Below are 21,429 nucleotides of genomic sequence, written 5' to 3'. Positions count from 1 at the left end.
GTTTTTCGTAAACTTGCTGCTTTGTGAAACGAGAACGATGGACACGGATTTTTTTCCGAGTATTTTATGAACGCTAAATCCTCGTACGAATCCGATCGGAATTCGTTCGTGAAACGCGGATTTTTGGATTCATTGTTGATTGCCGAAAAAAAATTCCGGTAGGGCGATGGGGAAATAAAAAAACCCCGCCGTTTGAAGGGCAGGGTTCCCATTTCTTTTAGATTGAAAGAGAGAAGTTACGGTCTTACGGAAATCACTTCGTCCTTGTTGACAAGGTTTACGATGTGTTTGTATTCCGGAGAATCCTTTCCATATTTCAACTCGGTCGCTCTCAGAAGGTGAACGTTTTTCTTATAACGGTATTTGAACATCTGGTCTTCCGATGCTCCGCCGTATTTTTTGATCATGTTCTCCTCGAAAGCGTAACAGCTCGCAAGATACTTATGAGCGGGATATTCCTTCTCGTTTTCGTCGATCTCGATGTAAAGTTCGAGAATGGGGATACACTGAGGAAGATTTTGTAAATCATACTCGGTGAGAATCCATGATCTGTAAGTGTCGGATAAAAGTCTTTTGAACTCCGGTCTTTCTCTCAAGTCAGGATTTTTGATTTCATCTAAATGGTTGATCGCTTTAGTGAAATAGTTCAGAGCTTGTTGTTTTGCCACAAGTTTTTCGCGGGAAACGACACGGTCTTCTCTCGCCTTGCGGTCTACTTTTTGCCAGTACCACTTCTCATCGAGGCGCTTTTTCTCCGCTTCTTCTTTGCGGTATTGTTCCACGGATTCCCTCATTTTAAGAACCGTGTTTACGCCAGATTGATAATTGGATAATGCCAATCTGAATTTGTTGTTGGCGAATGCCTTGGAGAGTTGGTGGAGTTCTTGGAAATTTTTGTCATAGCCCTTAAAATCAGGGTTTTTCCACAGAGCTTCTTGTTCTTGGATCGCCTTTTTACGACGTTTTTGCTCTTCCGTGAGGTTCTTATCGTCGTCTTCGGGAACCAACTCGCCTTTTAACAGCTCGTCGATTTTTTCTACAGCTTCGTTGGCTTGCTGATTACCACCCTGATTGTTTTGCTGAGCTAAAACAGACAGGTTGAGTCCCAGCACGGCCAGAAGAATGAATATGCTTTTCATCACCTTCATAATGCTCACACCTTTTACTTCTCTTTCAATGGTATTAGGAAAAAGGTACATCCTGTGCCTTCTCTCCTGTAATTATCTATCGGACTTCGATTGCCGGATATAAACTAAGAACGAATTTTTTTTCCGCTTTCTTCCGAATAAGCGACATAAACGTCGATTTTCTTTCGGAGGCTCGAGGCCTTTTCTTGGATTCACTTTGATCGTTCAAAAAAAGCAGTTCCTACTTTCTTTTATTCCCCGCTTTTTTCCAGCAGATTCTTGTTTCAGAAAAGGTTTTCCTTCAACCTTTTGTCGAAAAAACTGGAATTCAAGTATGATTCTCAAAAAATACACTCCCGTTCGAGAAGGAAGCCCCGATTGTCCGCAATGCGCAGGAGTCGGATTTACGCTTACGGAACACGTTCCCGGTTCGAGCGCGGGAGTTCTTTCCATTTGTCGTTGTATTGCGGAGAATTGTCCCTGTCAGGGAAAACCTCCTTGGAGAGTCTACGACGACACTTCGAGGAAGATGGTTCCCTGTGTTTGTCACAACGCGAGAATGGAATTGGGGGCCTTGGAAAGTATATTCAAAAAATCTGGAATTCCTCCGAAATACCGTTATCGGACCCTCGATCAGGCGGATCACAGTCCCGCGGTGGGAATTTCGTTCACGATCGCACACGATTGGGCGGACGATTTGGTGAACCGTTGGGCGGACGCGGACGTACATTCGCAAGGTTTGTATCTTTGGGGCGGACCCGGCACAGGGAAGACGCTTCTTGCGTGTATCATTTTAAACGAATTGATTTTTAGATATAAGACGAATTGTAAATACGCCAAGATCAATCGAGACTTTCTCAACACACTTCGCGATACGTATCAGAAGGATTCCGAGACGCACGGAATGGAAAAAACGATCGAAACCATGTTTGCAGAAGTCGAAGTATTGGTGTTAGACGATTTCGGAGTTCAAAAGGAATCCGATTGGTCCAACTCGAAATTATACGATCTGATCGATGCGAGATACGAACAGGAAAAACTCACCATCATCACTTCGAACACTTCCCCCGCGGAATGGAAGGATAAAGCGGAGGGAAGGATTTATTCCAGGCTGAAGGAAATGACCAAGGAGATTCATCTGGAATGCGCGGATTATCGGTTGAAACTTTCCGAATCGGGAGGTAAGTTATGAAACAAGCCTTTCTTTCCCTCGGTTCCAACCTCGGAAACCGAACCGAGTTTTTAAGGATCGCGGTCCGTAAACTCAAAAACACGGTCGGAATCGAAGTGATCAAAGAATCGGAACCGTTGAACACCGCGGCTCTGGAAGTTACGGATCAACCCGATTTTCTAAATCAGATTCTGAAAATAGAAACTACGTTTTCTCCGGAAGAACTTTTGGAAGTTGCGCTTCGTATCGAAAAGGAAATGGGCCGGGTCCGAGAGATCGAAAAAGGTCCGAGGGAGATCGACATTGACATCCTTTCCTATGATACGATTCGGATGCACACGCGAGGTTTACATCTTCCGCACCATTCCCTTTTTACCCGTCCTTTTATCCGGGAAATCCTGAAACAGATCCAGGAAGATTCCCTATACGAACGTTTTAGCGGAGACGAATATGAGAAACGTACATAAGGTTTATTCTCCCGAAAAAAAAGGGAAAGAAAAAATTTCCGTCGTTACGTGTTACGATTATAGTTTCGCGAAAATTCTGAGCGAAACCGACGTGGATTCCATTCTCGTAGGGGATTCACTCGGTATGGTGATTCAGGGAAACACGAGCACCTTACCGGTGACTTTGGACGAAATGATCTATCATACTAAGGCCGTTCGACGCGGCGCCCCCGACAAGTTCATCGTCGCGGATCTTCCCTTTTTAAGTTATCAAACCTCGATCGAGGAGGGAATCCGTTCCGCGGGAAGAATGATGAAGGAGACCGATTGCGACGCGGTCAAAATCGAAGGCGGCTCGGATTTTATCTGTGAGTTGATTTCCATTCTGAAACAGATCGGAGTTCCCGTTATGGGACATCTCGGTTTGACTCCACAAAGTGTTCACGTTTTCGGAGGACATAAGATCCAAGGTAAGGGAGAAGAATCGAGTGCAAAACTTCTTCGGGAAGCCGAGGCGATTTCCGAGGCCGGGGCTTTTTCCATGGTTTTGGAAATGATTCCTGCGGAGCTCGGTAAAAAGGCGAGCTTGGAGCTCGGTGTTCCGACCATTGGTATCGGAGCCGGTCCGGATTGTGACGGGCAGGTCTTGGTTTTGTACGATCTGCTGGGATTGGATGCGAATTTTCAGCCTAAGTTCCTAAAAAAATTCGCGGATCTACATTCGATCGTTAAGAATGCCGTGGGAAATTTTCATAAAGAAATAAAATCCGAAGAGTTTCCCGGGAAAGATCATAGTTTCTGATGAATTCTTGACGATAATCAAATCGACAAAAGGTTGTTACTAAGGGAGAAAATCCCGTGCGGAGCGAAGTGTGGACATAGTTGAGTTGGAAAAAGGTCATCCGGATACGGAGACTAAAATCAAAGACCTCGCAAAAGAATGCGGGAATCAGACTGAAATCATCCGAGGAGCGGCGGTTTCCGATACGATTCATTTTATCGGAGATACGCGTAAGATTTCCGAAAAAGAAGGCTATGTCAAAGAACTCCCCGGGGTAGTTAAAATTTGGAACGTGTCCATTCCTTATAAAAATATAGCAAAGACCGCCGCCGGTAAAAACGGAGAGGTGGTTCACAGAGAAACGAGAATCGTAGAAGTAAAAGGTCCCGACGGGCTTGTTCGTAAATTCGGAACGGGAAAACATATCTTTATCGTCGGTCCGGATTCCCCGCAAACCTACGAACAAACGCTGACGATCGCAAAACAAGCGGTCGAACTCGGAAAAAAATACGGTATCTTGGATCGGATCATCTTCCGTGGAGGTGCGTTTAAACCGCGCACTCGTCCCACCGACTGGCGCGGTCTCGGTTGGGAAGGAATCGCGATGATGGATAAGGTTAAGGCCGAAACCGGTCTTCCCTACGTTACCGAAGTTATGGATCATACGATGGCCGAGGAAGTCGCCAAACACGCGGATATGATCCAAATCGGAACTCGAAACGCGCAGGATTTCGAACTTCTCGAAGCGGTGGGTCGGACGGGAAGACCCGTGATTTTAAAACGAGGTTTCGGAAACGAAGCGGTGGAATGGTTCTCCGCTGCGGAATACATCGCTAATCAAGGAAATTTGAATATAGTTCTCTGCGAAAGAGGAGTGAAAACCCTTTTTATCAAGGAAGGCTATTGCAGAAACACCCCGGACTTGAACGTGATCACTCACGTAAAAAATCAGACGATTCTTCCCGTGATCTACGATCCGTCCCACGTCGCCGGAGACGATAAAATCGTGATTTCCAATCTACTTGCTTCGTTGCCGTTCAATCCGGACGGTTCGATCACGGAAACCCTTCACGTCGAGGAATTCAGAAAGGAACAGATGTGCGACGCTGCTCAGGCGCTTTTGATGAGCATCTACGAAAAGGCCGTTCAATCCATTTTGAAATACGAGGAAGCGATCCGTCCGATCACGGATGACGTTGATTCTTATTTCGTAAAACGGAAGTCCGGTAAGTGATTTAAGGTCGGAACTCCGTATTTATTCTACGGAGTTCCGAAATATTCCAAATTCAGAATACGAATATTCTAAATATTCGTTTTCAGTCTCACTTTTTGACGTAATCCAATTCCAATAAATCGCATTGTGTTTGCGCGGTCGCGTCGTTATACGGATGTGCTCCGTCGGAATATAAGGAGATTTTTATATCTCCGCTTAAATCCTTGCATATTGCTATTTCGTTTTGGGAAGGACAAGGGCGTGCAGTTTCCCTCAATCCCTGTGATCGACAATACAAACTTCCGTAAGTATATTCTAATTCCGTAAACTCGACGCAAGATGACGAATTTACATCCTGACAACTCAACGTATCGGCGAAACTGTCGGGGCTCATTAAGGCGAACGTCGAAAGAATGTTGTCCGCTTTTCGCGGCTCGCAACTGCAAGCCTGCATCGGGAAAAGACAGAAGGAATACGCAACGAGCAAAGACGCAAAAAGTAGAATGGCCGCAAAGGATATTCTTTTCATTGAAATACTCCGAACCTTGCTGACTCACAATCCGATTTTGCTGAATTAAAATTCCAACCTAAGGGAGCCGACGAATAGTAGAGGATCTCCAGCTTTTGTTGGGAGAATTCCACATTGACTGTACATTTTCCGACGAGAGATCCGCGAGCGCATAACGCGGATTCCCGGAACGTTCCGCTTCTAACCTTACATAAGGTTCTCTCTTTGGAAATATGATAGTAGGGCGCATAATCGATACAAAAGGATTTAGAAGGAACGTCGCAGGAACCTACGAATTGATCGTAAGGCATTTGGACCACGGCCAACATCAAAAGTCCCCCGATTCCGAGCGAATTTTTATCCGGACAATCACAGGAACCTCCGGGGCCACAACTTGTGTGTACGAATAGGATCAAAAAAAATCCGATAAAAAATTTCATCATTGGCGGTAAGAGGTGTTTGTTTCTCGATTTTGAATTTTAAGTCGTATGAAAACGAAACCGTAAAAAGGGCTCGTATCGTTTTCGATCAAGGGATTCCGAATTTTTTTTTCAATTCCACACGGGTTTGTTCCCAGACGGAAGGCGACTTCAAACATAAGCCGTTGCAAGATCCGAAATCTCCGGCCTTTAAAAACTGTTCCGCTTCGGCGACCAAGGCGCGGAGATCTTCCAATCCGAAGTTCGCGGAGACGCCTTTCGTTTGGTGAAGTTCTCCTTGAAGCGAGGCTTCCTGTTTTTCTTCGGCAAAACGAACTATGTTTTGAATCCTGACTTCCATGTTCGTCAACAGAGATTCCACCATCTCTTTTAACCAAGCGATTTCCTCTTCATCGTCTCCCTGTTTCAGAGAATCCAATCTGTTCCAGTCCACAAGCATGGTTCAAACCTCGTTTCAACGTTCGTATCGTTTTCCGAATTATACAACCACTTTTGGGTAAAAGTTACGATCGTTCAGGACATCTTTAAAAGCTTGAACAAAAAAGCCGAGTCGATTTTTGTATTTTAGAATCGAAGAGAGGTCTCAATGAAAATACATCCGACCGCGATTATCGACCCGAGGGCCGAATTGCACGAATCCGTAGAGGTTGGCCCTTACTCCATCATAGAAGGTAACGTTTCCATTCAGGAAGGAACCGTGATCGAAAGTCACGTAAAAATCTGTGCGGGTTCGGAGATCGGAAAATTCAACCGGTTTCATCAGGGCGCCGTTATCGGAGTTATGCCTCAGGATCTGGGTTTTAATCAGCAGCTTCTTACGAAAACGGTGATCGGCGATCATAACATCTTTCGGGAATATTCGAACATCCACAAAGGTACGAAAGAGGATTCCCCCACCGTGATCGGTAACAAGAATTATTTTATGGGGAACTCGCACGTCGGTCACGATTGTATTCTCGGAAATAATAATATTCTCACCCACGGATGTGTTCTTGCGGGGCACGTTACTTTGGGGAATTTCTCGTTTATCTCCGGTTTGGCGGGAGTGCATCAGTTCTGTTTCGTCGGAGATTACGCGATGGTCGCCGGACTTGCCAAAGTGGTCCAGGACGTCCCTCCTTATTCCACCGTGGACGGAAATCCGAGCACCGTTGTCGGTCTCAATAGCGTGGGAATGAAACGGGCCGGTTTTTCTCCGGAGGTGAGAAACGCGATCAAACACGCGTATAAGGTCATCTATCACTCCGGCCTTACCACCAGAAAGGCTTTGGACGAATTGGAAGCCTCCGGAAATCTAATCGATCAAGTTAAGTATATTATAAAATTCTTTAGAGATAGCGATAGGGGAGTTACGGATCACCGGTGAGATTATTAATTACCGGCGGCGCGGGTTATATCGGTAGTCACGTCGTCGCCTTATTACTCGAAAAAAAACACGAACTTCTGATCGTGGACAATCTGGAAAAAGGGAATCGTGCCAACCTTTTTCCGGGCGTGGAGTTGATTCAGGGAGATTTACAGGACTTGTCCGTTTTGGAAAAGGCATTCCGCAAACCAGTGGACGCCGTGTTCCATTTCGCCGCGTGGAAGGCCGCCGGAGAATCCATGACCGATCCTTCCAAATACGCTTTGAATAACATCAGCGGTACTTTGCAGTTGTTGGCTTTTATGGAGAAGGCCGGAACGAAACGGATCATCTTTTCCTCTTCCGCCGCGGTTTACGGATCGCCGAAGTATCTTCCCGTGGACGAACAACATCCGCTTCATCCGGAAAATTATTACGGTTATACGAAATTAGCCATCGAAGACAATTTGCGTTGGTACGCTTCTCTAAAAGGATTTCATTTTGCCGCGCTTCGTTATTTCAATGCGGCGGGTTACGATCCTTTGGGAAGAGTTCGAGGATTGGAACGGACTCCCGCTAATCTTTTGCCGATCATCATGGAAGCGGCTTCGGGAATGCGTGAACGTTTCGAGGTTTTCGGAACCGATTACGAAACTCCGGACGGAAGTTGTGTTCGCGATTATATTCATGTTAGCGACCTTGCCAAAGCGCACGTTTTGAGTTTGGAATATTTGGAATCCGAAAAAAAATCCCTTACGGTGAATCTCGGTTCGGAAAAAGGATATTCCGTTTTAGAAATGATCCGTCTTGCGGAAGAAGTGGTCGGAAGACCGATTCCTCATAAAATTTCGGGAAGAAGGGCGGGAGATCCGGCCGAACTTTTGGCCTCCTCCTCTTTGGCTCGGGAATTGTTGCAATGGTCGCCCGAATTCAGCGACGCTAAGACTCTATTAAAAACGATGTGGGACGTGTATCAAAATCCCGCGATCGTCGAATGACGTAGTTTTCTTGTTAGGCGACATTCCGGAATTTCGGATTACTATCGCAAAGAACGCGACCGCGAAAACATAGGTGTTTCCGCTTCGTTTTGGAGAAGAGTCCGATTGCGGTGTCGGTTAACGGATCGATTTACAATCCGGATTTACGTACGTTACGAATTCCAAGGGAAGTTCGCCTAAAAATTCCGCGCCCAAAAATTTACCGTTCCATCCGATTTTTCCGTCCTTAAACAGGCGAACCCAATCTTCCTGCAATTTATTCGCGATCGGCGCGTACGACCAGTGCCATTTTTCTTCGTTATACCCTTTGTTTGATCGTAAGGATTTCACGGAGTAGGGTTGGCAGAATCCGAAACGTTTTGCGTGTTTGGTCATCCAGAGATAGAATTTTTCCCCTTTCCCGCCTTTTTCAAAATAAGAATTTTCTAATGCGTTGAGATCGACGTCGGTTCCCCAGTGATGTCTGGACGTTCCGGGAGCGCTGGAAAACTCCAAAATTAAAGAAATAATTTCTTGCGGAGTTTTTCCCTTAACCGGCTGGCGCATTTTCCGTTTTCCCGTATATTTTTCCTCCCAAATCCCTTTTTGGTCCTTAAAAGAGCGGAAGGCGGAAACCACGAACGGCTTTTGTTTTTCCTCCGGATTTTCCCTTTGATAGGCGTCGAACAGCTCCAAAAGTTTCTCCAAGGTTTCTTTTCTCAAATAATGAACCCTGGATTCTCCCGGATTGGAATAAGGAACGAGGAATTCTTCCTGTTTGAAATCGCCGAGAACGTAGGATTCTCCGGATATTCTGGCAACGTTCGCGGTTTGTGCGAACACGGAAGCGGTTATGAGAGAAAGTAAAACTGGAACTAGGAAAACTTTCATATCTGGATGCCAGAATGCAGGATTTAAACTTCTATGCAATGGTTTTTGCCGTTCGGAACGGATTCCTTCGTTTTGAAAAATACTTGAATGACCGATACGATAGTCGAGAATCCGAAATCGGCTCGGGTGCTAAATTATAAGATCGTAATCGGTTCGAATCGATACGTTTTTTTAAGAAAGGCTTTGCATCCGAATCGACGGTTGGATTTTAGTAAAAAAATTATTAAGGAGATTCTTTCGATGAAAAAGAGGTTTATCGCGTTTTCGATTCCGTTTCTGCTTCTCACAAACTGTTACCTTTTCGATACGATCGGTCTTACGATTCCCGATACCGTTTCCGGGACCGAGGCTAAAAACCAAATTCTTACGAGCGCGTTGATCGGAGCGATCGCAGGTCCCGATAACACAGCGGTAATCGCTGTTTTGGCGCCGCAGCTCGCGAAAGTGGACGAGGATCGTTATTACAAAAAGACGGACGTGGACGAGTGCGCCAATTCCGCTTTGATCATCAATTTGGCTACGGTGAATATCGGCGGATTTAATTGCGATTTGGAACCGAGAGAATACGTTCTCTGGTACGTTTATTAGTAAGTCGTTCGGCAGGAGGATCTTAGCTCCGAACCGAATTTTCATTTAATAGTAATTTAGTTTATTATTAAATTATTAAGTAGAAAGCGCGCTTTTCGGAGAAAGATCCGCAGAGCGCGCTTTTTTAATTCGAAAACAGAAGACGACCTTCGCTGAATCTTCCGCGGATTTCCGTCTTTTCCAGGTCGCCCGGATTTCCGAAAGAAGTCGCGTCCTCTCTCGTCAGTTCTATCAGGCCGGAGTCTTCCCGGAGGTCGGCGATTCTGAAGTCTGGTAGGCCGCTTTGTCGCACGCCGAGTAATTCTCCCGGTCCCCGGAGTTTTAGATCGATTTCGGATAACGCGAAGCCGTCGGAAAGATCGACCATCGCTTCCAAACGAATCTTTGCGTCGTCGGTGACTTTCGAATCCGTCATTAGAACGCAAAAACTTTCCTGATCCCCTCTGCCTACGCGTCCGCGTAACTGATGAAGTTGTGAAATTCCGAAACGATCCGCGTGTTCTATTACCATGACAGTAGCGTTGGGAACGTCGATCCCGACTTCGATTACCGTTGTCGATACGAGGATTTGAATTCCGTTTTTCGAAAATTCCTTCATCACGCGATCTTTTTCGTCCGCCTCCATTTTACCGTGTACGAGGCCGACTTCGAAATCGGGAAAAATTTCGTGTTTGAGTTGTTCATAGGCTTCGATACAAGACTTTAGATCGACCTTTTCGGATTCCTCCACCAAAGGATAAACGATATAACATTGTCTTCCGGAAGATACATATTTGCGGATCGACTTGTATACTCCTTCGCGCCGATCCTCCTGAAACCATTTTGTCTGGATCGGCATTCTTCCTTTTGGTTTGGATTTGATCGTAAGAAGATCCAAATCGCCGTATAACGTTAGGCACAACGTCCTAGGAATCGGCGTAGCGGTCATGGCTAGGATATCGGGATTTTTTCCCTTGGATCGGAGCGTTTCCCTTTGATCGACCCCGAATTTATGCTGTTCGTCGATGATCACCAGGCCGAGATCGGAAAAAACTACGTCTTCCTGGAAAACGCTGTGGGTTCCAATGACGAATAACGTGTCCCCTTTTTTGATTCGATATAATTTTTCGTATCGGTTTTTTTTCGGCTCTTTCCCCACTAGTAACTCGATCCCTAAGAAAGGCATATTGCCCATAAAGGAGAGAATCGTCTGATAATGTTGTCTGGCGAGAATTTCGGTCGGAGCTACCATACAAACCTGAATCTGATTGTCCAGATAACGGAGCGCAGTTAAAAGAGCGACTAACGTCTTTCCCGATCCGACGTCTCCCTGTAATAAAACCGCAGTAGGTTGTTCCTTTGCGGTCAACTCCGTGATTTTTTTCAAAGCCGAATCCTGATCTTCCGTAAGTCGAAAAGGTAAATTGGCGCGGACGTTCTCCGCCGTTTTCGATTCGGGCAGAGGCCAAAGTACACGTTTGATCTTTTCTCTTTCCTTTTTTTTGTGTTCGATCAGAAGATTGAAGTAGAACAACTCTTCGTATTTGAGTCTGTATCTCGCGTTTTCCAGCGATGTTTCGTCCTCGGGAAAATGTATTTCTCGATACGATTCCTCACGGGCGACTAATTTACGTTTGGTGACTATCTTTTCCGGAAGTATTTCCGGAATATTTCCACGCAGTTTTTCCAAAGCGAGGTAGAGGATTTTCCGGAATCCCCTGGAATCCAAACCTTCCGATTTTAAGGATTCACCCGAAGGATATAAGGGTATAATGCGGCCCGCGTGTATCATTTCCGGAAGTTCGGCCAGTTCTTCTTCCGGTTCGTCCGTTCCCTTTTTTTTGGAATCGGAAAGGTTGGTCGAGTTCGTCGGTTTGACCGCATTCGTGAGAATTTCATAATCAGGATGTATGAGTTGAAATCCCCGAAAGTATTCCAGTTTTCCCGTTGCGACTAACGTTGTTCCGGGTTGGAATAACCTCTGAAAAAAATTCACACCGCGAAAGAAAACGACGGAAACACGTTCGTTATTTCTGGTTTTTGCGCCGACGACCAATCTGGACTTTTTTCCGTGCGCGAGGTAGGCGTCTACGACCTCCAATACGAGTGTTACGGTTTCTCCCGTTTTTAAAAGTACGTTTTCCGTTAGGTTTCGATCCAAATATCTTCTCGGAAAGAAATTGAGTAAATCCTGGAGCGTAATGATTCCTATCGAAGAAAGCGCCGCGGCTTTGGCGGGGCCGACTCCTTTGATTACCGTTACCGGAGATAGAAGTCCGATTTGCGCGCTCGTTTGTTCCGTTTTAGAGACCGAGTTCTTCATCCTTGATTTGGGTGGGAGTTTGTTCGTAGTTTACGGACCGAAGATCCGCGTTCTTCGATTCGCCGGGAGATTCGGTCTCCAATCCGAGATAACAATATCTACATCCGAAAATTTTCGCGTGTCGTTTGATTCCTAATGCGGGCGGTTCCGAAATAACGGCATACAAATATTCGGTTTTTTGCAAGTATTTTCCGCAGATGGGACAGATTCTCGGTTTAGGCAGATCGGGATCCCAATTTTTTCCGTAAACTTTTTTGGGGTCCCCGTATTCCCTCGAATTCGGATTTTCGGCTTCCCTTTTTTTAGCGGCTTTATCGAGTCGCTTGTTGTCCACGGAAGAAAGAAGATGAAAAAAGACGGCGGCCACTCCCAAACAGAGCATAACGGTAAAAAATCCGGTCATTGTTTGAGGTATTCCTTGATTTTAGCCGCCATCGTCGAAGGAAGCCCGATTCCCTTATCCTGAAGTCGGTGCGAATATTTGTGAAACGAATAGGTATGTTGCGATGTCTGGACGATTCCGTTAAAACAGTTCTCTATGGATTGTTCCATTGCGTTGCTGAAAGGAATGTTCGCGCCGATTTGTTGTTCGTATTTTCTCAGTAGTTTGCGGTTTACGCCTCTGCAAATCGATCGATAAAAACAAAAACGTATTACTAATTCTGAATCTTCCTTATTTAAACGGATGTCTTCTTCCAATTGATTGAGATTGATGCAGTCTACGATTTCCAGTTTATAGGCGTGTTTATTGTGTTCGTACGTGACCAGATTCATAAACAGATGTTTAAAAAGGGAGATCTTATAACAATTCTCCATACCACACTCGCCCATTTTCGAATTTTCGCATTGTGTGTACATCACAATATCCGTATCCGATTCCGCTGTAGCCTGTCCGAAGTTGAGAGAACCGAGGATGTCGAACGCTACCACGTCCCCGCCGTAGTTTATGAGTTTGGAGAATTTTTTGAAATCTTCGATCCTTTCGCGGGAGACGCTCGTCTCGTGGGAACGGAAGTAACGTTTGAGACCGGTGAATTTTCGAATCGTCGGATTGTTTTTAAAACCTGAGATTGTCATGTCAGACTCTCACAAAATCTTCCGCCGACACCTCCGAATCCCGGCTAACAGAAACCACTACGGGTACGTTGCCTTTACAATCAATTTCCATTAACGGGCGAATTTTGTGGTCCACCAGTCTATTCAACTTTACGGTTTCTACAAGCCCATTTTCTAAAATTATTTCCGAGAAAAATCCTCCGGGTTGAAATCCGAAAACGGAATCCACCGCTCCGAAGTTGGAAGGATTTAAGAAGACGGTTTTTCCTTTTTTTAGAATTCCCTGGTCTTCGTGAACGTGGCCGGAAACGACCAGCGCAGGATGGTAGTCGTCCAAATATCTTCGAATTCCTTGCGAACCCACGTTGCCGTAGTTCGGAATTTTGTCCAAAAATCCGTACGGAGGATTGTGGATGACCACTATGTCCGGTTGTTCTTCCTTAAAAAAATCCTCGGGTTCGCTGTAACTTTTTCCGTTTCTCGTATATTCGTGGAATTTAACGGCGAGCTTTTCGGGAATTCCGGAAGTGACGATCGGAGCTCCTCCGTAACCTGCGAATTTATATCCGTCCTGTTCGAAGGTCTTACGATGAATGTCCCTTTCATAAAGCGCGCTGTATTGAAGATCGATGTCGTAGTTTCCCGGAAGAACGCGGACCGGAGCCCTTGAATATTTTTGGATGATGGTTTCTATCAGTTCGTATTTTTCCTTCATCGTTTTTGCGGCCTGATGAAAGAGGGTTCTGTATTCTTTCGATTTTTCCACGATGTCGGCGTTGTATTTTTCGGGGAATCGAATCGCGCGCGTCGCGTAATCGTACGCGTTGATCTCCTCTTTTTGATCTTTGGAGACTCGATACATCTCTTCCTGAATCGTACAGAATTCTATGATGCGATCCGTGCTAAAGAAGGCTTTGTAAATGATATCTCCGGAAAAAAGATAAAGATCCGCTTCGGTCTGTTGGAGAATTTCCTTCAAACCGCGTAGGCCGTCGTGAATATCAGTAAGATAGATGATTTTCATTTCATTCTTCCGAAGAACCACCGTCTCCTTTACGCTACAGTCTTTCTTCTAACGGAAAAAGGCGGTACACTCAGTTTACGAAACGGTTGCGAAATGTCCAACCTTTCTAAAGATTAGTCTCTCCAGAGAAGCAGAAGGGAATCCTCATTTTCGGAAATCGGTTCGATCCGGATATATTCCGGTCCGAAAAAATCGAGTAAGGGTTTGAGAATCGTTCCGGATCTGACGAAAAGAAATACGTTTCCTTTTTCTGGAATCACCTTTTGGATGGTGATCGCTCCGGCGAGATCTGGAATTTCGGAAAGAAAATAATTCATGTTTACGACGATAAGATTTCGGATTCCGGTCAAACGGAGAATCTCCGGAATTTCTTCGACGATCGTTTCCAAAATCAATCTTCTATGGAATTGGAATATTTTGGAAAAGATCCGGATCGGATCCAACTTACGCGGAGTATGGCTGAACAACCGGAAGGATTGAATCTGCAAACGCACCTGATTTTGTATAACTCGAACGGGAGTTAACGTCACTTTGTAATCCACGGAATCCGTTTTTAAAAGCCGTGACCAGAAAAGACCCTTGATCGAAAAATGGCCGGTGAGGATTAGAACCCCGTTTCCGGAATCGAATTCCAGGGATTCGAGCTGGTCCTGCGTTTCCAGAATTTTCTTTTTCAGGATTTTGTTAAGAGAATGGAGTTTGAGAGTGATCTTATAATTGCTCTTTTGATTTTCCTTATCCGAAGAGAATCCGGTAAAAATTTCCAGAGGATTAAAACCGATGAGTTTCCTCAAATTGAGCATGGGAGATCAAAAATAGTTTGCGGGTAAAGAAGAGTAAACTAAATTATTGATTCCAAGTCGGGAATGATTCCGTCGAAGGACGATTCGTTTTTTTTTCGAAGAAAGATATCGGAGAGGAGCTTGCATGAAAATCGGAGTGATCGGATCGGGAAGTTTTGGAACCGCATTAGGAAGTCTTTTGGCGGACAAGGGATATGACGTCGCTCTTTGGTGCAGAAACGATTCGCAAGTGGAAAGCATCAATCGCGATCATATCAACAACAAACACCTTCCGAATTTCGTTCTTCCCGAAAAGTTAACCGCGAACAAGGATTTGCGCGCGGTGGTGGAAGGAAAGGATATGATCGTGTCCTCTCCTCCTTCGCACGCGTTGACCGAAATTCTGCGCGAGATCAAGGGATATCTTCCCGAAAAAGTTCCCATCGTATCGGCGAGCAAGGGAATCGAAAACGGAACTTTGCGCCTTGTCTCGGAAATTTTCGAATCCGAATTGCCGGGAAAATTTCACGCGTATCTTTCCTATCTTTCCGGCCCTTCCTTCGCAAAAGAGATCATACAAAAAGTTCCGACGATCGTAAGTATCGCTTCCAAAAACGAAGCAACCGCGCGCAAAGTTCAGGAAATCTTTAGCTTCCTATATTTTAGAACGTATTGGACTCCGGACGTGGTAGGAGTGGAAGTCGGAGGTTCCTTAAAAAACGTGATCGCGTTGGCCGCCGGTGTGAGTGACGGACTCGGCTTCGGTCAGAATACGAGGGCCGCTTTGATCACGAGAGGTTTGAACGAAATCACGAAGATCGGTTTAAAACTCGGAGCGGATCCTATGACCTTTCTCGGGCCTTCGGGAATGGGAGATTTAATTTTGACCTGTTGCGGAGAACAATCCAGAAATAGAACGGTCGGTTTTCGTTTGGGTCAAGGGGAAACGTTGGAACAGATTCTTGCGAGCATGAACGAAGTAGCTGAGGGCGTTAAAACTACTAAGAGCGCGTACGAACTTTCCCAGAAGTTGGGAATCGAAATGGCAATCACCAACGAAGTTTATAAAATGCTTTACGAAGGTAAGAATCCGAAAGAAGTTGTGAAAGACTTAATGAAACGCGATCTGAAAAGAGAAGGCGTTTCCGTTTGATCCACTTTGAAACTCTTTTCGTATAAATTCAGTTTTTTAATCTTCGTAAACTGTTTCTTTATCCTTTCTTCCGCCGTATTCTCGCAATCCAAACAGGAATTCGGTTGGGCGAAAAGTTCCGAAGGTTTCTCCTTTAATCTAAACGGTAAAACCGTTTTTCAATCCGCAAACGAAGTTCGTCCTTTTCCGGATAACTTTTCCCTTTTGGAAAAGACTGATTACCTTTTTTACGCTGGAGAATATTATATTCTCAACAAAGACGTTAGACGACACGAAGCCTTGCTCAAACTTATTTCCGGAGCGGACGCGGAACCGGAACTGGTGTTGGGGGGGATTTTCCTGAGAATATTAAAAGAATTGAATTTTAGTTCCAAGGAATCTTCCCGTGCGCTTTTGACTCAGTTTATCAAAAACGAAAAATCCCCGTATTTAAAGGACTTGGCCGAAGGGTTCGATCAAACCGTTTTCGAAAAAAAAACCTCCGAAAACGTCAAGTGTTCGCGTAAGAACGTATATTACTCTCTTTGTAAAACGTTGCGTTTGAAAAAATATCTTTCCGATTTTAAATCGGATGCAAAGTCGCACGAACGGGAATATCTGAATTTAAACCGAACCCTTGCGCCGTTTCTCGAAGATCCGGAACTGAAATACATTCCCTTTTTAAGCAATTTTATTTTTAATATCGCGGATCAACTCGCGGAGCTCGGACTTTCCCGGGAAGCGGTTCATTTTCAAAAGATCCTCATCATCTCCGAAAATTTAAACGGAAGAATCGTGGGATATTCCTACGAGAAATTGGCTTATTATTATCTCATCGGAGGAGATCTTGTTTCCGCGGAAAAAGTGTTGGATTACATTCTCAAATATCATCCGGATCCCAAAACCGCCTATAAAAACCAGCTCTATCTGAAACTGGGAACCATCGCTTATCTCAATCAAGAATATAAGAAATCTCTGGAATACTATCTCAATCTGGATTTTTTGGAATGGTCTTCCTCCATTTTGAATCCGTTTTTGGGAGAACCGATCTCCATCAACAGCGCGCGGGATCTCATTTCGATGGCGATTTGGAGATCGAAGAGTTCCTTTAAGGCGGTGGACGCTTTGAAGTCCGTTTCCACTCCGAAAAATCTCACCGAAGACGATTTGTTCACCCGTCTGCGTATCATCCAAATTCTGATGAACGACGAACCCGACGTAGCGGGTAAGATGGCTACCGAGATCACCTTTCTCGCGCAGAGCAAAGGTTGGAAACGAGTGGAATACGCCTCGACGTTGTTAAACGGTTTTATCCATTACAAAAAAAACGATCTTAGAAAGGCGATCATAGAATTCACGAAGGCGTACGGAATTTTGAAAGGAGCGGATCCGGTTTATACGGAGGAATGGATTCGTCTTACGGGTTTGTTTTATTCTCATAAGGAATCCAGATCCCAAAAAACGGTCAAAGGCGCTTTGGATCAGGCGGTCGCGATTACGATTCAAAGAAGTCCGGACGACATGCTTCTTCAATTGAAAAATTATCTTCCAGCAGTATACGGGATCCGCGAGTTTACGGACGCGGCGATCAACTACTACATTCTTCACGGACATACGCTGGAACTTTTGGGGTTCTTATCCCGATTGGAACAAAAAGAAGTGATGGGCAACAACGCGTATCCGAACACGCTCGTTTCTATTCTGGATACGAGCCGGAGGATTTCCTCCTTTCGAGGGTTTTATCCCGGACCGAAGGAACATCTCAGCTCGAGCCGATCCGAAATCCGCAAAACGGAAGTGGCCCGTCTTATGGATGAGTTGGATCCGTTTCGCAATCAGGAAATCAAAAAATCGCATATTCCCGTTTTAAGCGTTTTTGTTCGGGACAAACGAACTTATATTTTTTGGAAACCGGCCGAATTCCACGAGTTGGAAGTAAAGGAAATTCCTTCCGAGTCGGCGTCGTCTTTTTCGGTCCAGGGAGTTTTGAAGTCTTTGATCGAATCGTCTTCGAAACGGGACAGCGTTCAGATTTATCTCAACGTTTCGGGAATGGAATCCTTCGATTATCTGAGAAAGGAATTTCCCGAAACGGATTTCCGCTTGTTCACGAAATTCTCCAGAAGGGACGACGCGGCAAAGTCCGAACGAGTTTATATCGGAGATTGTGGAAACGCAGGAAACGCGAACAAGCCGAACTTCGAAAAGACGGGCGCTCCCTATTTGGAAGGGAATAAACTTTTGACGGGAACGCGTTCGTTTTTGGTTTGGAATCTCAAGGTGGAGGACAATTCACCTGCGAATCTCAACGAATATTCGTGGAGTTGCGGAGAAGATACGATCCGCTTTTCGAGATTGCATCGGCGTTACGATTTTAGAAATACTCCGGAACGTCTGATTTTTACGCGGGATTCGTTGAGCGGCAATGGATGGAAAGGACGATCGGAGGATTTTCTGGATTGGGTTTCCTTTTGGATCAATTCGGGAGTGCAACGTATGTATTACACCAAGTCGTTGGATCTAAATTCAGAATCGGACATAAACCTTTTGGAAAAACTTTCGCAGGAAACGAACGATCCGGAGCCTTCGTTTCGAGGAATTCGAATCCGCAAACATATCGAATGATTCTTCCCAATTTCGAATCGGTACTTCGAGCGAGCGTTTTTTCAAAACGTTGATTCGATAAAATCCACGGTTTTTTTTCTTTTAAACGATCGACATTTTTCCCCAATTTGAGGACCCTATCCAGTAAACTCACATGGACCCCGAAGGTAGTCAGTTCTACATTCCTACATTCAAGACTTTCCGTTCTTCTCGGATTCAATCCGGATTCAACTCGCAAGGCCCGATTCTAAACTTACCGTAACTCGCATTCTCCAAATATGGAATTCATCGGATTTTTCATCATTATTTTGCTCATATTTGCGAACGGATTTTTCGTTTCCGCGGAGTTCGCTTTGGTTTCGATTCGTCCTTCCCGCTTGGAGGAATTGATCAAAGAGAACAAACCTCTCGCACTCGTTACGAAACGCGCGGCCCAAAAGTTGAACGATATGTTGTCCGTATGTCAGGTAGGGATCACGATCGCCAGTCTTTTGTTAGGTTGGGTCGGTGAAGGTTACGTATCCAGATGGCTTACGTTTCTTTTGGAATGGTTCGGTTATTCCACGAACGAGGCGACGATCCACGGTTTGGCGATCACCTTTTCGTTTACAATCATCACCTTTTTGCATATTCTTTTGGGCGAATTGCTGCCGAAAACGGTCGCGATCCAGAATACGGAGAAGATCGCGCTTTTTATCAGCATTCCTTTATTCTTCTTTTATTATATATTTTATCCGATCACCTTCTTTCTGAACGAACTCACTTCCTTTCTTCTCAAGCTCATGGGCATTCAGGAGAACAAAAGCAGAATGATGCATTCTCCGGAAGAGTTGATGATCATCATCGAAGAACAGAACAAACAAGGAAAGATCGATCAAGAAGAATTCCAGATCATTCAGAACACGTTTCAATTTTCAGAACATCAGGCCAAGGACGTGATGACTCATCGATTGAGTATAATCGGAATTCCGCACGATACGACGATGGACGCTTTGATATCGATCATTGCGGAACATCATTTTTCGAGATATCCGATCTACGAAGGAAACACGGATAAAATCATCGGAATCATTCACGTTCAAACGTATCTGACTTGGTTGTCCAATTCCAAAAAGGGTAGAAAGGAAAAAGTCACCGCTATTATGCAGCCTCCGATCTTCGTTCCGGAAGGTCTTTCGATCGAAAAGGTGATGCAAAAGCTGCGGGAAAATAAACAACATATGGCCATCGTAATCGACGAATACGGAGGCGTTTCGGGTTTATTGACTTTGGAAGACATCATCGAGGAAATTTTCGGTCAGATTCGGGACGAAACCGACGATCACGAAACCGATCCTTATCCGGCGCAACATTCGGACAGTTTTACGATAGACGGGGAAGCGGAACTCGACGACCTAAAGGAAATTCTTACGGGAGTGGAAGACGAAGAAATTCAGGACATCCGTACGATCGCCGGTTTTATCCTCGGTCGTTTGGAGGATATGCCTCAAGAAGGTTCCACCATCGTTCTTCAATCCGGAACCTTAACCGTGGAAAAAATGGACGGTAATAAAATTCTTTCCGTACGGTTTACGAGAGGAAGTCTGAGCAATAAGGCTCAGTCTAAATGATTACGGACGGTTTTTATGTCCAATTCAGACAAACAGATTTTGATTGCGGTTTCGGGTAGTATCGCTGCGTATAAAGCCTGCGAGTTGGTCCGTGCTTTAACCAAAGAAGGATATCCCGTAAGAGTGATTATGACTCGCAACGCGACCGAGTTTATCGGTCCGATCACCTTTGAGGCGTTAACCGGAAAAAAAGTGAGAGTGGACGAATATGAGGAAGGGATGGCTCATATCGACGCGAAAAATTCAGCCGCTGTGATGGCCGTAGTTCCGGCCACTGCGAACATCATCGGTAAAATGGCGAACGGAATTGCGGACGACCTTGTAACCTCGACGTATCTCGCCGCGAATTGTCCGGTGATCGTAGCGCCTGCGATGAATCCGTTTATGTACGCACATCCTTCCGTTCAAAGAAATTTAAAACGACTTGCGGAAGACGGAGTGATTCTGGCAGATCCTTCCGCGGGAGTTGTGATCTGCGGGGATGAAGGATACGGTAAGTTGGCCGATGTCTCCTCGATTCAAACTTTGATCGTTAACGCATTTCGTAAAAATTTATAACCGAGTAAAAAAAGTGGGATTTTCGAAAGCGATTATTACCTCGGGACCAACTCGGGAATGGATCGATCCGGTTCGTTATATATCCAACGCTTCTTCGGGGAAGATGGGTTTTCATATCGCGGAAGAGGTTGCGCGTTGGATTCCGGAGACGGTTTATATTCGAGGTTTGGTTCAGGATGAATATAAAAATCCGAATACTTCGAGACGGATTTCCGTCGAAACTACCTCGGAGATGTGTGCCGCCGTTTTGTCCGAAATCGGAGAGGATACTCTGTTGATTATGGCGGCGGCTCCTGCGGACTTCCGACCATTTCGGAGCGAGGATTCCAAAATCAAAAAAGAGGAAGGGAGCGAGACCTTGGTTTTGGAGTTCGTGAAAAACCCTGACATTCTTAAGACCGTGAGTTCGAAAATTGCCGGAGAAAAAATTCAAGGTTGTTGTTTGGTCGGGTTTGCGGCGGAGACGAATTCTCTGGAGGAATTCGCTCTCGGGAAACTGAAAAGTAAAAACCTCGACTTTATCGTTGGAAACTATGTCGGCAAAAACGAGAAAGGGTTCGGCGAAGCGGACACGAGCGTCGTTTTGTATTCTTCGTCGGGGAAAGTCTCAGAGTTTGGTCCTCTTTCGAAACAAGAAATCGCCTCGAAAATCGTAGATTTTCTGAAAAAGTCAGGTGGTGGTCGGAACTCCGGATAAAATTCCATTCTTGGCAGAGCCAAGAATCGAATTTTAAACTAGACCGGCTAATTTTTCCTGGTCTTGAGCCAGGAGGATGACTGATTCGCAATATGTTTCCCAATCGGTGCGTCCCGAAGCAAAATCTAAGTAAATGGACTCGAGCAATAGGAAGAACATGGCTTACCTCTTTCTATT

The 21,429-nt window shown here is 45.1% G+C and carries 22 protein-coding genes; 12 read left to right on the top strand and 10 right to left on the bottom strand.

All coding sequences use genetic code 11. The features are described 5' to 3' along the window. Window positions 1-236: 236 nt before the first annotated feature. Window positions 237-1,148, bottom strand: coding sequence for a flagellar coiling protein FcpA (fcpA, locus tag EHQ17_RS12280; RefSeq protein WP_026131228.1), 912 nt, complete (start codon window positions 1,146-1,148; stop codon window positions 237-239). A gap of 313 nt (window positions 1,149-1,461) precedes the next feature. Between fcpA and zapE the strand changes: the two genes are divergently transcribed. From zapE to EHQ17_RS12260, 4 genes are all read left to right on the top strand, one after another. Beyond that, entirely contained in the window at window positions 1,462-2,319 is an 858-nt protein-coding gene (gene zapE / locus EHQ17_RS12275; RefSeq protein ID WP_135594012.1) for an AFG1/ZapE family ATPase, read from the top strand. Next, window positions 2,316-2,765 (top strand): 2-amino-4-hydroxy-6-hydroxymethyldihydropteridine diphosphokinase, encoded by a 450-nt coding sequence (gene folK / locus EHQ17_RS12270; protein WP_135594010.1) that lies wholly within the window; start codon window positions 2,316-2,318, stop codon window positions 2,763-2,765. The genes zapE and folK overlap by 4 nt, the downstream gene beginning before the upstream one ends. Beyond that, complete coding sequence (gene panB, locus EHQ17_RS12265; RefSeq protein ID WP_135594008.1) at window positions 2,749-3,546, top strand: 3-methyl-2-oxobutanoate hydroxymethyltransferase; 798 nt, start codon at window positions 2,749-2,751, stop codon at window positions 3,544-3,546. The genes folK and panB overlap by 17 nt, the downstream gene beginning before the upstream one ends. A gap of 70 nt (window positions 3,547-3,616) precedes the next feature. Then, complete coding sequence (locus tag EHQ17_RS12260; protein ID WP_135594006.1) at window positions 3,617-4,759, top strand: N-acetylneuraminate synthase family protein; 1,143 nt, start codon at window positions 3,617-3,619, stop codon at window positions 4,757-4,759. Window positions 4,760-4,847: 88 nt separating this feature from the next. On the opposite strand, the gene EHQ17_RS12255 is transcribed toward EHQ17_RS12260, so the two are convergent. From EHQ17_RS12255 to EHQ17_RS12245, 3 genes are all read right to left on the bottom strand, one after another. After that, window positions 4,848-5,267 carry a hypothetical protein gene (locus EHQ17_RS12255; RefSeq protein WP_135594004.1) on the bottom strand — a complete coding sequence of 140 codons (420 nt, stop codon included), beginning with the start codon at window positions 5,265-5,267 and terminating at the stop codon, window positions 4,848-4,850. Next, on the bottom strand, window positions 5,264-5,689 hold the full coding sequence (locus tag EHQ17_RS12250) for a hypothetical protein (RefSeq protein ID WP_135594002.1): 426 nt from the start codon (window positions 5,687-5,689) through the stop codon (window positions 5,264-5,266). The genes EHQ17_RS12255 and EHQ17_RS12250 overlap by 4 nt, the downstream gene beginning before the upstream one ends. A gap of 85 nt (window positions 5,690-5,774) precedes the next feature. After that, a complete protein-coding gene (locus EHQ17_RS12245) occupies window positions 5,775-6,125 on the bottom strand; it encodes an Hpt domain-containing protein (protein WP_135594000.1) in 351 nt (116 codons plus the stop codon). A 147-nt stretch (window positions 6,126-6,272) separates the two neighbouring features. On the opposite strand from EHQ17_RS12245, the gene lpxA reads away from it, so the two are divergent. Beyond that, entirely contained in the window at window positions 6,273-7,052 is a 780-nt protein-coding gene (lpxA, locus tag EHQ17_RS12240) for an acyl-ACP--UDP-N-acetylglucosamine O-acyltransferase (RefSeq protein ID WP_135593998.1), read from the top strand. Beyond that, complete coding sequence (gene galE / locus EHQ17_RS12235) at window positions 7,049-8,029, top strand: UDP-glucose 4-epimerase GalE (protein ID WP_135593996.1); 981 nt, start codon at window positions 7,049-7,051, stop codon at window positions 8,027-8,029. The genes lpxA and galE overlap by 4 nt, the downstream gene beginning before the upstream one ends. A 117-nt stretch (window positions 8,030-8,146) precedes the next feature. On the opposite strand, the gene EHQ17_RS12230 is transcribed toward galE, so the two are convergent. After that, on the bottom strand, window positions 8,147-8,899 hold the full coding sequence (locus tag EHQ17_RS12230; RefSeq protein ID WP_135593994.1) for a M15 family metallopeptidase: 753 nt from the start codon (window positions 8,897-8,899) through the stop codon (window positions 8,147-8,149). Between the two features lie 240 nt (window positions 8,900-9,139). Here EHQ17_RS12230 and EHQ17_RS12225 point away from each other — a divergent pair, with 240 nt between their 5' ends. Continuing rightward, on the top strand, window positions 9,140-9,487 hold the full coding sequence (locus EHQ17_RS12225) for a TIGR04452 family lipoprotein (RefSeq protein WP_135593992.1): 348 nt from the start codon (window positions 9,140-9,142) through the stop codon (window positions 9,485-9,487). 124 nt (window positions 9,488-9,611) lie between these two features. On the opposite strand, the gene recG is transcribed toward EHQ17_RS12225, so the two are convergent. The 5 genes from recG to EHQ17_RS12200 all read right to left on the bottom strand — a co-directional run bounded on the left by recG (window position 9,612) and on the right by EHQ17_RS12200 (window position 14,672). Continuing rightward, a complete protein-coding gene (gene recG, locus EHQ17_RS12220; RefSeq protein WP_135593990.1) occupies window positions 9,612-11,789 on the bottom strand; it encodes an ATP-dependent DNA helicase RecG in 2,178 nt (725 codons plus the stop codon). Next, on the bottom strand, window positions 11,770-12,192 hold the full coding sequence (locus EHQ17_RS12215; protein ID WP_135593988.1) for a hypothetical protein: 423 nt from the start codon (window positions 12,190-12,192) through the stop codon (window positions 11,770-11,772). The genes recG and EHQ17_RS12215 overlap by 20 nt, the downstream gene beginning before the upstream one ends. Beyond that, the gene (locus tag EHQ17_RS12210; protein WP_135593986.1) at window positions 12,189-12,866 is read right to left on the bottom strand and encodes a hypothetical protein; all 678 of its coding nucleotides are present in this window, start codon (window positions 12,864-12,866) and stop codon (window positions 12,189-12,191) included. The genes EHQ17_RS12215 and EHQ17_RS12210 overlap by 4 nt, the downstream gene beginning before the upstream one ends. A gap of 1 nt (window position 12,867) precedes the next feature. After that, window positions 12,868-13,869: a metallophosphoesterase family protein gene (locus EHQ17_RS12205; protein WP_135593984.1), complete on the bottom strand. Its 1,002-nt coding sequence runs from the start codon at window positions 13,867-13,869 to the stop codon at window positions 12,868-12,870. Between the two features lie 113 nt (window positions 13,870-13,982). Next, on the bottom strand, window positions 13,983-14,672 hold the full coding sequence (locus tag EHQ17_RS12200) for a hypothetical protein (protein ID WP_135593982.1): 690 nt from the start codon (window positions 14,670-14,672) through the stop codon (window positions 13,983-13,985). A gap of 124 nt (window positions 14,673-14,796) precedes the next feature. Here EHQ17_RS12200 and EHQ17_RS12195 point away from each other — a divergent pair, with 124 nt between their 5' ends. The 5 genes from EHQ17_RS12195 to EHQ17_RS12175 all read left to right on the top strand — a co-directional run bounded on the left by EHQ17_RS12195 (window position 14,797) and on the right by EHQ17_RS12175 (window position 21,252). After that, on the top strand, window positions 14,797-15,804 hold the full coding sequence (locus tag EHQ17_RS12195; protein ID WP_135593980.1) for an NAD(P)H-dependent glycerol-3-phosphate dehydrogenase: 1,008 nt from the start codon (window positions 14,797-14,799) through the stop codon (window positions 15,802-15,804). Window positions 15,805-15,810: 6 nt separating this feature from the next. Continuing rightward, window positions 15,811-18,408, top strand: a complete 2,598-nt coding sequence (locus tag EHQ17_RS12190; RefSeq protein WP_167881191.1) for a tetratricopeptide repeat protein — start codon at window positions 15,811-15,813, stop codon at window positions 18,406-18,408. A 257-nt stretch (window positions 18,409-18,665) separates the two neighbouring features. Next, entirely contained in the window at window positions 18,666-19,997 is a 1,332-nt protein-coding gene (locus tag EHQ17_RS12185; RefSeq protein ID WP_135593978.1) for a hemolysin family protein, read from the top strand. A gap of 15 nt (window positions 19,998-20,012) precedes the next feature. Then, complete coding sequence (locus EHQ17_RS12180) at window positions 20,013-20,555, top strand: phosphopantothenoylcysteine decarboxylase (RefSeq protein WP_135593976.1); 543 nt, start codon at window positions 20,013-20,015, stop codon at window positions 20,553-20,555. Between the two features lie 13 nt (window positions 20,556-20,568). Beyond that, entirely contained in the window at window positions 20,569-21,252 is a 684-nt protein-coding gene (locus tag EHQ17_RS12175; RefSeq protein ID WP_135593974.1) for a phosphopantothenoylcysteine decarboxylase domain-containing protein, read from the top strand. Window positions 21,253-21,429 lie beyond the last annotated feature (177 nt).

The sequence above is a fragment of the Leptospira gomenensis genome (genome assembly GCF_004770155.1).
Classification (GTDB): Bacteria; Spirochaetota; Leptospiria; order Leptospirales; family Leptospiraceae; genus Leptospira; species Leptospira gomenensis.
This window is presented reverse-complemented; position numbering and strand designations above follow the sequence as displayed.